A 15357-nucleotide genomic window follows, 5' to 3' on the forward strand; every position below is an offset into this window, starting at 1 on the left:
GTATTGCCCTTTAGGGCTTATGATCAAACTCCGGCACAATCTGTTTCAACGCCGCCACCTTGTCCTTTGTCTCTAAAAGCCTTTCGATATCTTCTTCCAGCTTGTCAATGGGGTAGTCCGTTTTGCCGGCAATGAAGATGGAGCTGTACCGGGTCTTCTCCTCCGTATCGTCTATCAGCAGCTCTTCGTAGAGCTTTTCGCCCGGGCGCAGGCCGCACACTTCGATCTTGATCTCATCCTCTTTGCCGTAGAGCCGAATCATCTGCCGGGCCAGATCGATGATCTTCACCGGTTCGCCCATGTCAAGAATAAAAAGCTCTCCCCCTTTGGCAATGGCGGCCGCCTGCAGCACCAGCTGGCATGCCTCCGGGATCAGCATGAAGTAGCGCGTCATCTCCGGGTCGGTTACCGTGACCGGCCCGCCCGCTTCGATCTGCCGTTTGAACTTCGGGATAACGCTGCCGCTGGAACCCAGCACGTTGCCGAAACGCACGGCGACGATCTCCGTCGCACCGCTCTGCACGTTCCCCGCATAGAGCTCCGTCACCCGCTTCGTCGCCCCCATAACATTGGTCGGGCGCACCGCCTTGTCCGTCGAGACGATGACCACCTTCCCAACGCCCGCAGCAATACTGGCATCGATGACGTTTTTCGTCCCCAGGACGTTATTGCGTACCGCCGCTGTCTTGTTGGCTTCGCACAGCGGGACATGCTTGTAGGCCGCGGCATGGATGACGATGTCGGCTCCGAAGGCCGCCATCTTCTCCTCCAGCATCCTGCCGTCGGTCACGCTGAACATCTCCAGCGAGGCCTCGGGAATCGCTTCGCCGACCGTGTAGAGATTGAACTCGCTGTGGTCGATCAGGGCCAGGGCCGACGCGCCGAAACGGCGGCACTGGCGGGCGATCTCACTGCCGATGCTGCCTCCCGCACCGGTGATAAGCACGCGCTTTCCTTTCACAAAACCCGCAATCACCTCCTTGTCCAGGTCTTTCGGATGACGGGCGAGGAGGTCTTCGATGGAGAGATCCTCGAGTTTATCATACTGCCCTCCCAGCAGCCGCACCCGTTTGACTTCATTCACCCCGGCATCGCTCAGACGCGCGTAGAGCGCCTGGAGCTCATCCTGCGCCAGGGTGCTGGTAACTATCGCCGCGGCGATCCCGCGCTCGCGAATCAGGGATTCAACTGCCTCCTCGCCGTATACGCGGATATTGCTGATATAGGTCCCGACGGCACTGCGGTTTTCCGCTGAGAGCACAACGACCGCGGAGGGGTAGTACGGGATATCCCCCTCCTGCGCACTTTTGATGATCGAAGCCGTTTTGGGGTTGACGCCGAGCAGCAGTACCGGTTGCTGGTGGGATGAGCGCTCCTGCTCCGTCATCAGCCGTTTGGCGACGCGCAGAGCGCCGATGGCAAAGAGAGAAAGAAAGAAGTCGATGATGATCACACTACGGGGAAAGGGGTCGAAGAGTGCCGGGAATAGCAGGTAAAAGCCCGTGAAAACCGCATAGGCCGCCACATGGGCCTTGACAATGTTCTTGGCCTCTGCGAAGCCGACGAAACGCCAGACGATAAAGTAAATCCGAAAAAAGAAAAACGCGACGACCTTGAAGCCGACCAGGTAAAGGTAGACCGTATCAAAAGATGAAAAGAACCGCAGCGGGATGTCAAAGTTGAAGCGCAGGGCGTAGGCGCCGTACAGCGTTGCCAGGGAGAGGAGCATATCCAGCAGCAGAAAGAAAAGGATCCGCTTGCCGGACGTCGGTCGCAACAGCCCGCTCACACCACCACCTTCCGGATGATGTCGGAGACCCTGATAACATCCTCCTGCGTCATCTGGGTGCCGCTCGGCAGGCAGAGGCCGCATGAGAACAACTGTTCACTAACACCGTCCGTCACTGCTTCGGCCCCCGAAAACAGGGGCTGAAGGTGCATCGGTTTCCAGAGGGGACGGCTCTCGATATCGTGATCTTCCAACGCGGTTCTGACCCGCTCGGGATCGGAATGACCCAGGGTCAGCGTCGTCAGCCAGCGGTTCCCCTGGGCACCCGGCAGCTCCGGCATAAAATCGATTTCGTCGATCTCCCCCAGCGCTTCTTGGTACCAGCCGAAGATCCGGCGCCGCTGCGTCACGCGCTCGGCCAGTACCTCCATCTGCGCCACGCCGATGGCAGCTAGGACATTACTCATCCGGTAGTTGTAGCCCAGCTCTTTGTGCTCGTACCATGGCGTCGGCTCTTTCGCCTGCGTCGCATAGAACATCGCCTTTGCGATCGCCTCTTCACTTTTAGAGACGAGCATCCCCCCGCCGGAGGTGGAGAGGATCTTGTTTCCGTTGAAGGAGTAGACGCCGAAGTCGCCCCAGGTGCCCGTATGGACACCATCCAAGGTCGCCCCGAGGCTCTCGGCCGCATCTTCGATCACAACGATACCGTGCTCCCGGCAGATCGCCATGATCCGCCGCATCTCCGCGCACTGGCCGTAAAGGTGGGTCACTATCAGGGCCTTCGGCGGTTTCGGTGCACGCGCTATCGCAAGCTCGAGCAACTCAGGGGAGAGATTCCAGCTCTTTGCGTCGGCATCGATGAAAAGCGGCGTCGCCTGCTGGTAAAGGATGGCGGCAACGGAACCGATGAAGGTGAACGACGACGCCAAAACGATATCGCCCTCCCCGATACCGCTGACACGCAGCGCCAGGTGCAGCGCCGCCGTCCCGCTGGAAGTGCCCAGCGCGAACGGCGCCTGCGTGTAGTCGCAGATCGCCTGCTCGAACCGTGTCACCATCGGCCCGAGCGGCGCGATGTAGTTACTCTCGAACACTTCGGCGATGTAGCGCTGCTCGTTGCCGGTCATATGGGGAGGGGAGAGAAAAAGACGTGCCACCGTTATCCTTTCAGCGTCTTCCAGATATACGCAAGGTCCGCTCTAAAGGACCACTGTTCGACATACATCCGGTTTATACGCACCTTGTCAGGCCATATTACCTTGTCATTATACTCCTGCGGAGACGGCTGTACGGCCAGAATCGCCTCTTCATCACGGTATTTCAGCGTTGCAGGCCCGGTAATCCCGGGACGAACACCTAAAATCACCCGGTCCGGCCCTTCAAGCCGGTCCGCGTATCCGGCAACATCGGGACGGGGGCCCACAAAACTCATATCACCCACGAGAATATTCAGCAGCTGGGGGAGTTCATCAAGTTTGAGCCGACGCAATACGCTCCCCAACCGCGTAATACGCACATCATTGCTCGCCGTAACAGTCGTATCTACACCGCTGACGGCACGCATTGTCCTGATCTTGTAGACGGTAAAAGGACGCCCATGTCGGCCGATCCGCCGCTGCATGAACAGTCCGAACCTCCGGGTGTCGATGCTCGCCGCCGCGATCAGCAACAGGATCATCCACCACCCCAGCAGCAGGCCCGTCCCCGCCAACAGGATGTCAAAGAGGCGCTTGGCAAAGGCGTCCCGCCGGGAAAGTCCCTGTGTCATATCTTCAGGCGGTAGATCTTGGCCCATGGAGAGAGAATGACCGGTTCATAGAGATCGGCATTGTAGTTCTCCAGGACCCCCATCTGGATAAAGAGGGACTGGTACATCTCCTCGTCAAGCACCAGGAACTTGTTCGCGCTGCGCATGAAAATGACGGAAAGCGTCCCGTCGAAATGCAGCAGATTGACCTGCTTGCCCACCGGACCGTTCTCGTGCTCTTCGGTAATAACGAAACGGCGCAGCGGAAGGCTCTGCCTACCGGCCTGCAGTACGCTCTTTTGCAAATCAAGACGCAAGCCGTTGCCGAGATCGACCAAGTTACCCGACTGTTTGGCATACCCCGTCACGTAGTAGAACGGCATCTTGTAGGACTGGCCGCTCTGCAGATCCAGGTTCGAGAACACCTTAATCGTACTGAAGATATCGAGCATCCGCAGCGGCAGGTAAAGGTAGATGTCCCGTGTAGGTTCGGGCAGCGTTACCTCTCCGACACGCAGCTGTTCGAGATACGCCTCGGTATCGACCTGATCGGGCTGCTTGTTCCTAAAAAGGGTATCGGCGGCGACCCGATAGCCCGAATCGACATAGGTTTCCACCGCCAGGCGCGACAGCGACGCCGCCTCTTTCGGGGAATCCGTCGTCAACACCCGGGAGACGATATAGTTGTCATGACTGTGTTTTCCCCCGTCGATGAGGGTGTTCATATTGCTGTAGTACCAGATGGGATAGCCGTAATCCCACCAGGTGATGACGTAATCCCGCTCGCTACCGATGGCTTTCATCTTGTCCAGAAGTGCCACCTCCTCCTTGGTGAAGACGGTCGGTACTTTATAGCCGATGATATGTTTGATGTTCGGGAAGAGCATCAGCCCCGTCAACAGTGCTACCGCCGCCCAGGAAGCTTTGCGATTGGGAATATAGGAGGCCAGCACATAAAAAAGGTAAACAGCCCCGAGTGCGGCGACGGGAACAGCATAGACGGTAAAACGCAGACCGCCCCAGAGCGAAAAGACGCCGATGCCGATCAGCGGCAACGCGAGCAGAAATGGTCTGGAACGCATCACCAGCAGCAGATAACCGATCAACGCCGCTATGACACCGGGGACAGAGCCTGAGATCCGGTCCGCCATCACGCTGAAGGGGATCGTCCCCGCCTCCCGAACCGTCTGGCTGACCTGGTAAAAATGCAGGCCGACCTCTTCCGTGCCCCGGAACAGGTAACCCGAAACCTTGCTCCAGATCACCCCGAAAACATTGCCGTTGATCAGGAACAGAACAAGGGTGATCCCGGCAATGACCATCAGATGGCGCAATGAGACGGATTCGTTCTTGAACACAAAATGAGCGGCAATGAGCAACGGCACCTTGATCCACCATTGCAGCGGCATCAGGGCGATCGCGATAAGAATGATCGAATGGTAGGTGAACTTCTGATGTCGGTGGAACAGGACCATATAACCCATATAGATCAGTCCCATGGCATAGATGATAGAAAGCCCCTGATCGTACAGGAAGCGGTACAGGGCGATCGTGAACGCCGCCATCAGCGCATTGACATAGGTCTCTTTCTCAATGGTCGCCATCAAAAAATAGAGGATGAACATCGGCGCCATTGCCGAGAACATGTCAGTATCGTAGTAGCCGATCATCGTCCGGTTGTAATAGCTCCAGGCGATCGAACCGATCAGTGCCGCGAAGAAACCGAGCAGCGTCTGTCCATAGAGGCGGCCTATCAGGATCATAGGGATCACAACAAGGCTGGAGATGACAGCAGGCATGTACAAAATGACGGTGTTGAGATCCACGGGAAAGAACTTGACCGCCACCGTCGTCAGGAAGGTCAGTGCAAGTTCCATCCACCCGAGCACGCGCGGGTTGTCCGCATGCATTCCCTCCAGGGCCTGCTGGGCACTGCTGGCAAAATAGTAGCCGTCGTTCGTATTAATCATAAGCTGGTCTTGCCAAGAAAACGAAGGGATTCCGGAAGCCCAATCCACCCAGATCATTCGAATCGCTATACTAAAAGCATAGGCGATGACCATAAGGAAGATCATATTGGCAGTAGAAAGCTGTATACTCTGGGCTTCGTTTTTGGACAAACTCATATTTAACCTCGCAATCGTTTATAGAACATTCTTTTGACCCACACCGGGGAAAGCAGTAGAAAAAAAGCGGCGACCGCATAAAGATACCCTGTGAAACCAAACCCCAATCGACGGGTCGCTTCAATTTTCAACGTAAAATCATCCTGCGCTTTTGCCCAGCCGTGTCTCCTGTAATAAAAGGCATCATTCACCCTCATCTTTACGAGCGCTACCTGGAGGTTGTGAAAACGGCATCCATGCGCAAAACCTTCTATCCACAACGCAAGATCTTCGTTCGTCGTATTTAATCGATGAAGTCCCGCCTTTTCAAAAAAAGTACGCCTGAAAAAAGCGGTGGGGTTGGCCAGCGGTGACCTTTTTTTGAAAAACTCAAAAATTTCTTCATGTGTTTCAGCGTAACGGACCACCTGTTTCTCGTCAGTGTCGGTGTTAAACTCCTCGATCCAAGCGCCAACAACATCAATTTCGGGATGGACCGACATAAAACTGTGTTGTACCGCGATCCGTTCCGGCACGCAAATGTCGTCCGTATCCATCCGAACGATATAAACATACCCTTCTTTCAGTGCATGACTAATTAACTCGTTAAACGTGAAACTGACACCCCGATTTGTACTCCGCTCGCCGAAGTACTGGATCTGTCCACTCGCATAAAGATCGAGAAGATAATCATGCAACAAAGGAAGCACTGGGCCGTCTTCCTTGACAAAAATATCAAAGTCCCGCCTCGTCTGCGCAAACAGCGAAGCAAACATCGCCTTGCTTTCCTTCAGATCACTGTTGATGTAGAAGCTAAGCAAAACGACCGTATCTTGTTTCAAATGCTGTCCTCTCTGCATGCCTCGGCCATATTGGAAGGTTTATTATAGCGCAAGAAGTCAGCGCAAAAACATCTCTGGTAGATTTTGTTCATGTCCGTTTGCCACTCTCGCTTTGAGCGCCGTCACGAGGTGCCTGGTCTCGTCATTCGTATCGGGTTCTATATGCGATGCCGCGAACTCTTGCGGCAGATCAAGACGCGGATTCACTCGAATCTGCCGCTGTTTGGTAAACGCGACAATACTGTCAACAACACGCTGCGGAGAGCGGCACAAGTCCTCATAGGTAATCCTGATCGTATCATCGGGCAGACTTTGAGACAGAATCGATTCGTGTATGGAGACCAGCTGATCCGCTACACGCTCATACCGGCTGTTATACTCTTTTTCGCTGCAGGCTTTGGGCCGCAGGGAACTCCACTCCTCTCCGGAGATTTTTAGCAGTGAATACGCGTTGGAAAGCAAATCTCTTGAAACATACACAAAGACAATGCGATCGAAGTGTGCCCGCATCTGTTCCATGGAAAAGGCATGGCCGAGATAGCCTGTAATAAACGGTTCATCGGGGGAAGCCAGCATATCCAGTACCCCTTTGAGTTCCCGAAGCTTTTCGGGCTTTAACGCTCCGGCATCCTCCTGCAGTGTCTGCCCCGACCAATAAGACCAGAATTTCAACCCTTCGGCCTCCCCGCATAGTCCCGGGACAAAGCCATGGGTGGACGAGAAGCTGCTGATATGGCGTCGGCAAAGGAGTTTGGACACGGCCCCGCCCAACGCCGGTGTAGCATAAAGCAGGTTCCAGATATTTGTCAAATGCATGTTCTTCAGGGCCGTCGTCAACACCTGATATGTCAGTGTAGAACCGCTCCGCGGAGGAGCAACAATGCAGACAACCGGGATATCCCTGGGAGGGTGCAGGCGCAAAGGTAATCGGAACAGATGGTCCAACGGCGCACAGAAACGGTAAAGATCCTGAAACGTGCGTGCATATCTGATAATAGGGCTTTCTCTACCGTAACTCAAGACTTCTCCTGACCTCTTCGTGTTTTAATAAAACTGTCACCCTGGCGGCAAATTTATTCCGAAATGACGCGATAATCCTACGAAACGGATAAAGCAGACGCACGGCAAGCTGTACGGACGGTCTGTAGACAACATGCATGCGGCAGTATGCCTTTCTGAATCCGAATTTGCGGATGAGATACTGCTGGACACTGGTGTCATGTGCGAGACTGCGAGCACCGTCGTCGATATAGCGCACCCCTTTTTGATGAAGGTAGTAGTCGTTTAGCGTGTAAAAGAGTGCTTCGCTCGGATTGAGGTGGAAATAGTCCGGATCGAACCGGACGGTATCGTACTTGCAGCAACCTTCGGTGATCCGGGTAGCAGCAAACGCGATCATTATCCCCTCCGGGTCCAGGACACTCCAAAATTCCCAAAAAGGCTCTTGCATTTTACGGATCGAAGCGACGAACATTTCCCGGCTGCCGGGGCCCGCCGAGCTCCTGTACTTTTCAAAGGCTTTCACATGCACCGGCCAACCGTTTTCGGCAATATCATCGGCTCCGGTACGCCGCACCGTACAGTGCTTCAGTCCCCGTCGCACTTCGTAACGAACTTTCCGGCCGAGGGATTCGAGCGTGTCGGGTGTATCTTTGATGATGTACCAGAACGCCATCTCTTTCCCTCTGTCAAAATCGCTTATCCAGCGTATGAAATAGGCCCCGCTCCGTTTCAGCAGTTCGCGGGCCTCTTCGCGGCTCAACGCTACCGGCACGTGCGGAGGAACATCGGGGATCAATACCTGCTGGTATAGGACCCATGTCACCCCCTTGTATTCAAGCATTAATCACTCCCCCACGCCTCGTCCTCTACTCTGTAGAGTCGCTGTTCGGCTTGCACTGATTTTTCAGCAATGCATCGACGATGATTCCGCTTGCGTTCCCGTTGCCGTAAAGCTCCGGTTTCCGCTCGTCAAAAAGCTGCTTGTGACGCAACATCTTTTCGGAGGCATCGATGATCGTGTTCCTGTCCGCACCCGTCAGCAGATTGAACCCATGCTCCACCAGCTCCGTCCATTCGGTTTCATCACGCAGCGTGATACAGGGTTTTTCAAAAAAGAAGGCTTCTTTTTGCAGCCCCCCGCTGTCCGTCATCACCAGCGCACAGTGCGTGAGCAGGTATACCATCTCCAGATATCCCACCGGGTCGATGATAATGAGACGATCATGAAGAGAACGGATACCCAATGCCGTAAGCTTGGCCCTCGTCCTCGGATGAAGCGGTAGAATAAGCGGCGTTTTTTCCGCTATCGTCTGCAGTGCTTCGAAAATGGACTGCAGCCTTTCGGGGTCATCAGTATTTTCCGCCCGATGGATTGTCGTCAGAATGAAAGGGGAATCGAGATCGAAATCAATCCCCGGTTTTTCTGAGAGTGCTGCGTAGAACATGGCGGCGTCCTGCATGACATCGCCGGACCGGACGATACTTCCAAACCCTCTCGCATCTCCCCCGAACCCTTCCGCTTGAAGGTTTGAGACCGCTGTTGCGGTCGGACAGAAAAGAAGATCGCTGATCCGGTCGGTCATGATGCGGTTGACCTCCTCGGGCATCGCCATGTTAAAGCTCCGCAAGCCCGCTTCAACGTGGGCAACCCTGATATGGAGCTTCTTGGCAGCCAGTGCCCCGGCAAGCGTACTGTTCGTATCCCCATAAACCAGCACCCAGTCCGGCTGCTCATCCAGCAGTACTTTTTCGATCTTCTCGAGCATCTGGCCCGTCATGGCACCGTGTCCCAGGCTGTGCACCTCCAGATTATAATCCGGCTTCGGAATACGCATCTGCTCAAAAAAGATATCGGACATATTGGCATCAAAATGCTGTCCCGTGTGCACAATGACTTCTTCAATGTCGACACCATCGTTTTGCCGTTTCAGTACCTCACGACTGACCGTCGCAGCTTTGATGAATTGCGGTCTTGCACCGATAACGGTCAGAATTTTCACGATAACAGTCCTGCGTAAATATCCATAAGTTTTCTCTCCTCTGCCGACCAATTGTACTTTGTTTCCACGGCTTCCCTGCCGTTGCGTCCCATCCGTTCCGCTTCTTCCGGATGGGAAAGAATATACTGCATGGCGTTTGCGATCGCCGTCGGGTCGAGAGGATCGATGCAAAGCCCGCAATGGTTTTTTTCAATAATACTGCGCCAAAGAGGGAAATTCGAAGCTATCACGGGTATACCTGCGGACATATATTCAAACATTTTGTTGGGCTGTGAATCGATATGGTTGTGCGCCGGCAGGAACGTTACGACACCCGCCATCGACCTGGCCATGACGTCCCTTACCCCTTCGCGATCCAGGTAGCCGACAAAATTCACCCTCTTCCACCCCGCATACTTCTTCACCTCGGTTTCGAGAGATGCGGGGGCGAAACTCCCTGCGAGCGTCAGGATGCCGGACGGAACCGACCCCATTGCCTGAACGACCTCATCGATCCCCCTGATTTTCGATATTCCCCCGATATAGCAGAGCTCTTGATGCTTGTGTTGCCAATCGGTGGTGTTTGCCAATTCCGAGAGAATCGGAAAATTATTGACATCTGTCGTCCGGCTGTTTATCGCCAAAAAACGGTCCCGGATAAATGGCGTCGCCGTCATGATATGATCAAACTTGCGCACGGCAAAGTTTTCAAATCTTTCGAAGAGTGCGGAAATAAACGCCCGTTGCCAGCGCTTGAGGTAGGATTTACTGAGAATATCGCGGGGGACATCTTCATGGACGTCGTAAACAACCTTCTTCCCTCTGCGCTTGAGCATCAAGGCGGCAGGGATCAGTTCGGGATCATGGAAATGGTAAAGCGCGGCATCTATTTCCAGGGCACGTTTATAGACAGCGCGTACGCCTCTGGTCATGCGGGCGATCCTTCTCCCCGAAGCCTTGCCCGCATCGATAATCTCTACCCCGTGACGGACTTCGTCACCGCACCCGTCGGCAACGACCAGCGCAACATGATAGCCGGCCGCGGCCAGGCTGCTGCACTCTTTGAGAAAAATGCGGGTGTCATACCTCGGATGTACTGATGTAAGATGACAAACCTTATGCATAGAGTCCTCTGTAAACATCCAAGAGGACTTCTTCCTGATTTTCCCAGTTATATCTCTTTTTAAAACGATGCAGATTCTCTTTAAGCGTTTTTGGATCAAGCGATTCGGCACGACGGACCGCATCCAAAACACCTTCGGCGCTGTTTTCTTCCGCCACGACTCCGATACCGTTGTTCGTCACGAGTCTGTGCATTTCATAAAGATCGGAAACGATGACGGGGATCCCCGCCATTGTATATTCAAACAGCTTGTTCGGCGAACAGTAGTAATGGTTCAAACAAGTATTTTCATAAAAAAGGAGGCCGAAATCAGCCGATGACGTATACGTTAGAAGCACCTCGGGTTTGACGGCTTCATGGTAGTAGATATTGGCATATTGGTCGGCTGCCTCGGCGGCGGCTTTTGCCAACGGTCCGTAACCCATCATGACGAGAACACTGTTTTTATCCTCTGTTCTTTTGAACGCCTCGATGATATGTTCAACACCGCGCCCGCTGCTCAATCCCCCCTGATAAAGAAAGATTTTTTTTCCCTTATCGATTCCGAAAGTGTTACGGAAAATATCATGCCTCTCTTCCGCCTGATACGGGGGACAATTAAGCACGAGTGCGGGTTTCTCAACCGGGTACATTCTGGCATATTCATTCGCGATAGAATCGCTGACTGTCAAAATACGATCGGCAGCACCGATGAAGAGTTTTTCCGTGAGTTTTGCCATCTTTTTGAGAGCGCCTTTGAAATTGTGTCGCTCCGTCTCATACTCGTGCGCATCATAGACGACTTTGGCATCCCTCTTAAACAGCATTTTGACGACAGCTCCCACAGGAAGCGTGCCCAGATCATTGCAGTGGTAGATGTCGCCGTCCCCGTGCTCCCGGATCACCCTGTAGAGGAACTCAAGGTATTTGAATAGCTGGACTACGCGGTGTTTCGACCACCCTTTCGTCCTGAGCTTGATACGGTGGACCGGGACCCCATGGACCTCATCCCGCTCGGTGAGACCTGCTTCATGAAGGGCGACAACCTCAACGGCATAACCGGCTTGCTGCAAAGAAACATTCTCTTTCAAAACCCTGGCATCGTTCTCAAAGCTGTTCAGCACAAGCGAAATGACCTTTTTCACCGTTGACGCCATTTGGAAATGTATTGTTTAAGTCTGGAAAAACGCTGTTCAAGGGCATAGTCGGACGGGTAATCCCGAAACGTTTTATTGGGTTGCAGCATAATGGCATTAAGCTCCTCAACCGTAATGCCAAGCTTTTTGGCAATGAATTCTTTCTCGCTCTCTATTTCCCCTGCGTTGTAGGGAGGTTTTTCCAGCACATTCAAGGCCTCCTGCCGTGTCATCTGGCCGGCAACGATCATGCTTGACAGATGGGCTCTCCGTTTGTCGTATCCAAACTTTTCGGGCAGCCAGTAAGACTGAAAGAACTTTGTAAAGATGCTTTCATGATGTTTGTCGCCGTAATCACGCCAATCAAGCTTTTCGACAATGATCCGCTTCGCTTCCTCTTTGTCATAGGGCCAAAAATTCAGCGGTCTGATCATCTTGAATTTTTTGATATAAGGGTAATAGATCTTCCGTTTGAAGAAGCCGACAGTTTCATACGTTTTTAGCCGTATCGTTCCGAACCGTTTGTGAATGGCGAGCAACTGCTTAGCGTCCATTGCGTTATAGCCCCAGGCAGCCGGCAGAATTGACTCTGTGGCGTAATTCCCGCCGCTGAGAAAATATCTAATGCCGAAATGATCGACAGCCACCTTATAGAGCGTGGCGAAAAAGGCGTGGTCCTGCGGAACATCCTGGTTCGCCAGCTGAGACTTGAGATAGGCGAGTTGCAGATCTTTCATCTCCTCCCAATTGATCACTTCGGTATGAAGATCAATCGACAGCCTCTTGACGATATGCTCTATGTTGTGTACGGCCAGCTCAGAATTCCAGCCGCCGTCAATATGAATAGCCAGAATACGAAGTTGCGGATATTCCGTTCGAAGCATATAAGCCAGATAAGAGCTGTCTACGCCGCCGCTCAAACCGATAACGCAGTCATATTCACCGCTTTTGCCGTCTTCAATGATTCTGGCAACAATCTGATCAAGCCTTCTTTTCCCCTCGGGATTGGGGAACCAGGATTTCCGGATCACATTTTCAACGTGCCTGCAATGGTTACAGACGCCCTGCTCGTCGAATGTGATGTCGGGGTCCGTCGTATCCATGACACATTGCGAACAGATCTGGTAATGTGTTTTCAAGGCCGCTCTCCAAACAGTTTTTCCAACTCTTCATATTTCGGGTAGGTGATAAGGACGGCTCTGTGTTTGCCCTGGAATACAAAAAAGCTCCCCGCAGCGACCGCGGAGGCGCCGCCGAGCTCCTTTGCAGCTTTAAAATCGGACAGTTGCCCGGCGCCGCCGCAGACGATCACGGGAACGGAAATCACATCTCGGATGGTCTGAAGCAGGGTCATATCGTATCCTTTCTGCATACCGTCCATATCCACGCTGTTAAGGAAAACCTCGCCCGCCCCGAGCGCTTCAACCTCGCGAAGATAGGCAAGCAGATCGCCCTTCTGCACTCCCTTATCTGCGTGACGGTATATCTGGTAGCGCCCCCAGAGATTTCTTTTGACATCCACCGCCACGATAATGCTTTGCGCCCCGAAGAGCTGCGAAGCTTCCCGTATGAGGTCCTTGTCGCGCAGCGCAGAACTGTTTAGAGCGACTTTTTCGATGCCGAGTGAAAAAATCTTTCTGATCTGTTCGACGTTGGTAATCCCGCCTCCGTAACAAACCGGCATAAAACACTCGCTTGCAAAACTTTCTATCAACGCATAATCCGGCTCTCTATGATCTTTGGAAGCGTCGATGTCGAGAAAGATCAATTCGTCCACCTCTTTCTCGTTAAAGATCCGGATAGCATTAATGGGGTCGCCGACATATTTCGGATCTTTGAATCTCACAGTTTTCACGAGCCCTTTATTGTGCAGCAACAAAACAGGTATGACTCTTGTCCGCAGCATCAATAGTACTCCACAAAGTTCTTGAAAAGCTGCATACCGAATTTATGGCTCTTTTCGGGGTGGAACTGGCAGCCCAGAATGTTTTCATGCTCGAAACATGATACAAACTCATAGCCGTATTCGGTTGTCGTCAATATGTCGTTACGGTTTGCGCATTCTACTGCATATGAGTGAACGAAATAAAATCTGGGATCGTCGGGCATCCCTTCGAAAAGCGGACTCTCCTTTTTCACATGCACCCTGTTCCATCCCATATGCGGCACAGGAAGTTTTTTATCATGGTCTTGAAAGTTGAAGCGTTTCGCACTCCCCTCAATAAAACCGAACCCCTCGCACTTCCCCTCTTCGCTGCCGTTCGTCAACAGCTGCATTCCGAGACAGATGCCGAGAATCGGTGTCTTATCTTCAAGCACCTTCTGTTTGATCGCTGCAATTAAGTCCAGCTGCTGCAGGTTGATCATGGCGTTGTCAAATGCGCCGACTCCCGGCAGAATTATCTTTGTGGCCTCGTTTATCGCGCGTGCATCAGAAGAGACGACGGCGCCCTCTCCGATTTTTTTCAGCATATTTTTTACTGATCCCAAGTTTCCCATTCCATAGTCAACGATTGTTGTCATTTACTTCCCATACGCACATCAATGTTCTAGCAGCTTATTATAGATCGACTGCAGAACAGATGCAATTTTCGCCGAGCCGTATCTGTGCAGGCACGCCATTCTGATAGCTTTGCCGTCATAGCTGTCAAAAGAATTTGCCATCTTTTGCAGTGCTACCGCCAACGCCCCGGTCTCTTTCGGCGGTACCAGGAGACCGTTGCTGTCGTCGATAAGATACTCCGGTCCGCCGCACTGCGTCGCCACGACTGGCTTTCCGCATGCCAGCGCCTCGGTGATCACGACACCGAACGTTTCAAAATGGCTTGCCAGGACAAAGACATCACACGCCTCCATATGCCGTTTAACCTCTTTTTTCGACAAAAGGCCAACGAATGTTACCTGCTTCTCTATCCCAAGTTCGGAGGCATATTGTTCCAAACTGTCCCGCTCCGGGCCATCGCCTCCGATGACCAGTTTTTTCGCCGAATCTCCCTGAAAACTTTTTGCAAAACTTTCCAACAGCTCAAAAAAGCCCTTGGTTGCCACCAGGGCGGCCAACGAAAAGAACACGACTCCCTCCGCTCTGTTTTTCAGGCGTGTGTCGTTTTCAAACAGCCTGTCCAGAGGGTTGGGAACGACCGAAACCGTTTGATGTGACGACAGATACCGCTTTATGACTTCTCCCAGACTCGGGCTGACCGCAATCAATGCATCGGCATGGGAAAACACCGTATGAATTTTTCTCTTCTCCCATGGTGTAAACGCCCCCTTTATGAATTGGCTGCTGTGTTCGGTCACGACATAAGGGAGTTTGTACTCTTTTTTCAGCTCGAGCGCAAGCAAACCGGCATTCAAAGCATTATGTGCATGGATGACATCAGGCATGCCGTATGTCTTGACATACTCCTTGAATACCTGTTTCCCTTTCAAGACCCAGAAGGGTCTGAAAATTCTTGGGTAGCGGTTTGGAGGCGCGATCGCGCTGATCCGCGACACTGTGATCCCCTCCTCCTTCGTGTGCACCACCCTGTCGTGAACAAAAAATCGTCTCTGGCCTATCATCTTTCTTATACCATGCAGTTCGATGGAAAGGATGCCGACCGTTAAACCGCTATCATGAAGGGCTACGGCATTGTCTTTTTGAAAAATACCCTCAAGCGGTCTGTCCTTGGGAAGATACCGCTCAGAAGGGATCACGAGGATATGCATG

14 protein-coding genes are annotated in these 15357 nt (G+C 52.8%); all 14 read right to left on the reverse strand.

The window, feature by feature from the left end:
• Positions 1–10: 10 nt before the first annotated feature.
• Positions 11–1789: a nucleoside-diphosphate sugar epimerase/dehydratase gene (locus WCX72_RS12290; protein ID WP_345970018.1), complete on the reverse strand. Its 1779-nt coding sequence runs from the start codon at positions 1787–1789 to the stop codon at positions 11–13.
• A complete protein-coding gene (locus tag WCX72_RS12295) occupies positions 1786–2889 on the reverse strand; it encodes a DegT/DnrJ/EryC1/StrS family aminotransferase (RefSeq protein WP_345970019.1) in 1104 nt (367 codons plus the stop codon). Before WCX72_RS12295 ends, WCX72_RS12290 begins: the two co-directional genes overlap by 4 nt.
• 2 nt (positions 2890–2891) lie before the next feature.
• On the reverse strand, positions 2892–3500 hold the full coding sequence (locus WCX72_RS12300; RefSeq protein WP_345970021.1) for a sugar transferase: 609 nt from the start codon (positions 3498–3500) through the stop codon (positions 2892–2894).
• Entirely contained in the window at positions 3497–5449 is a 1953-nt protein-coding gene (locus WCX72_RS12305) for an STT3 domain-containing protein (protein WP_345970023.1), read from the reverse strand. The genes WCX72_RS12300 and WCX72_RS12305 overlap by 4 nt, the downstream gene beginning before the upstream one ends.
• A gap of 158 nt (positions 5450–5607) precedes the next feature.
• Positions 5608–6426, reverse strand: a complete 819-nt coding sequence (locus WCX72_RS12310) for a glycosyltransferase (RefSeq protein WP_345970024.1) — start codon at positions 6424–6426, stop codon at positions 5608–5610.
• A 57-nt stretch (positions 6427–6483) separates the two neighbouring features.
• Positions 6484–7446 carry a sulfotransferase gene (locus tag WCX72_RS12315; protein WP_345970025.1) on the reverse strand — a complete coding sequence of 321 codons (963 nt, stop codon included), beginning with the start codon at positions 7444–7446 and terminating at the stop codon, positions 6484–6486.
• Positions 7433–8269, reverse strand: a complete 837-nt coding sequence (locus WCX72_RS12320) for a hypothetical protein (protein WP_345970027.1) — start codon at positions 8267–8269, stop codon at positions 7433–7435. Before WCX72_RS12320 ends, WCX72_RS12315 begins: the two co-directional genes overlap by 14 nt.
• Before the next feature lie 25 nt (positions 8270–8294).
• On the reverse strand, positions 8295–9428 hold the full coding sequence (wecB, locus tag WCX72_RS12325) for a UDP-N-acetylglucosamine 2-epimerase (non-hydrolyzing) (protein ID WP_345970028.1): 1134 nt from the start codon (positions 9426–9428) through the stop codon (positions 8295–8297).
• Entirely contained in the window at positions 9425–10531 is a 1107-nt protein-coding gene (locus WCX72_RS12330; protein ID WP_345970029.1) for a glycosyltransferase family 4 protein, read from the reverse strand. Before WCX72_RS12330 ends, wecB begins: the two co-directional genes overlap by 4 nt.
• Positions 10524–11654, reverse strand: coding sequence for a glycosyltransferase (locus tag WCX72_RS12335; protein WP_345970031.1), 1131 nt, complete (start codon positions 11652–11654; stop codon positions 10524–10526). The genes WCX72_RS12330 and WCX72_RS12335 overlap by 8 nt, the downstream gene beginning before the upstream one ends.
• A complete protein-coding gene (locus WCX72_RS12340) occupies positions 11651–12784 on the reverse strand; it encodes an N-acetyl sugar amidotransferase (RefSeq protein ID WP_345970033.1) in 1134 nt (377 codons plus the stop codon). Before WCX72_RS12340 ends, WCX72_RS12335 begins: the two co-directional genes overlap by 4 nt.
• Complete coding sequence (locus WCX72_RS12345) at positions 12781–13551, reverse strand: AglZ/HisF2 family acetamidino modification protein (RefSeq protein ID WP_345971565.1); 771 nt, start codon at positions 13549–13551, stop codon at positions 12781–12783. The genes WCX72_RS12340 and WCX72_RS12345 overlap by 4 nt, the downstream gene beginning before the upstream one ends.
• Positions 13551–14168 carry an imidazole glycerol phosphate synthase subunit HisH gene (gene hisH, locus WCX72_RS12350; protein WP_345970035.1) on the reverse strand — a complete coding sequence of 206 codons (618 nt, stop codon included), beginning with the start codon at positions 14166–14168 and terminating at the stop codon, positions 13551–13553. The genes WCX72_RS12345 and hisH overlap by 1 nt, the downstream gene beginning before the upstream one ends.
• 18 nt (positions 14169–14186) lie before the next feature.
• Complete coding sequence (locus tag WCX72_RS12355; RefSeq protein WP_345970037.1) at positions 14187–15356, reverse strand: glycosyltransferase; 1170 nt, start codon at positions 15354–15356, stop codon at positions 14187–14189.
• Position 15357: the final 1 nt, after the last annotated feature.

Origin of the sequence: Thiomicrolovo immobilis, from assembly GCF_039645955.1 — a bacterium.
GTDB classification, from domain to species: Bacteria; Campylobacterota; Campylobacteria; order Campylobacterales; family Sulfurimonadaceae; genus Thiomicrolovo; species Thiomicrolovo diazotrophicus.

What these genes read in the sequence shown, in the direction of transcription:
- WCX72_RS12320 (WP_345970027.1), bottom strand. Translation starts at nt 8,269, where the DNA reads ATGCTTGAATACAAGGGGGTGACATGGGTCCTATACCAGCAGGTATTG.
- WCX72_RS12345 (WP_345971565.1), bottom strand. Translation starts at nt 13,551, where the DNA reads ATGCTGCGGACAAGAGTCATACCTGTTTTGTTGCTGCACAATAAAGGG.
- WCX72_RS12300 (WP_345970021.1), bottom strand. Translation starts at nt 3,500, where the DNA reads ATGACACAGGGACTTTCCCGGCGGGACGCCTTTGCCAAGCGCCTCTTT.
- WCX72_RS12355 (WP_345970037.1), bottom strand. Translation starts at nt 15,356, where the DNA reads ATGCATATCCTCGTGATCCCTTCTGAGCGGTATCTTCCCAAGGACAGA.
- hisH (WP_345970035.1), bottom strand. Translation starts at nt 14,168, where the DNA reads ATGACAACAATCGTTGACTATGGAATGGGAAACTTGGGATCAGTAAAA.
- WCX72_RS12305 (WP_345970023.1), bottom strand. Translation starts at nt 5,449, where the DNA reads ATGATTAATACGAACGACGGCTACTATTTTGCCAGCAGTGCCCAGCAG.
- WCX72_RS12330 (WP_345970029.1), bottom strand. Translation starts at nt 10,531, where the DNA reads ATGCATAAGGTTTGTCATCTTACATCAGTACATCCGAGGTATGACACC.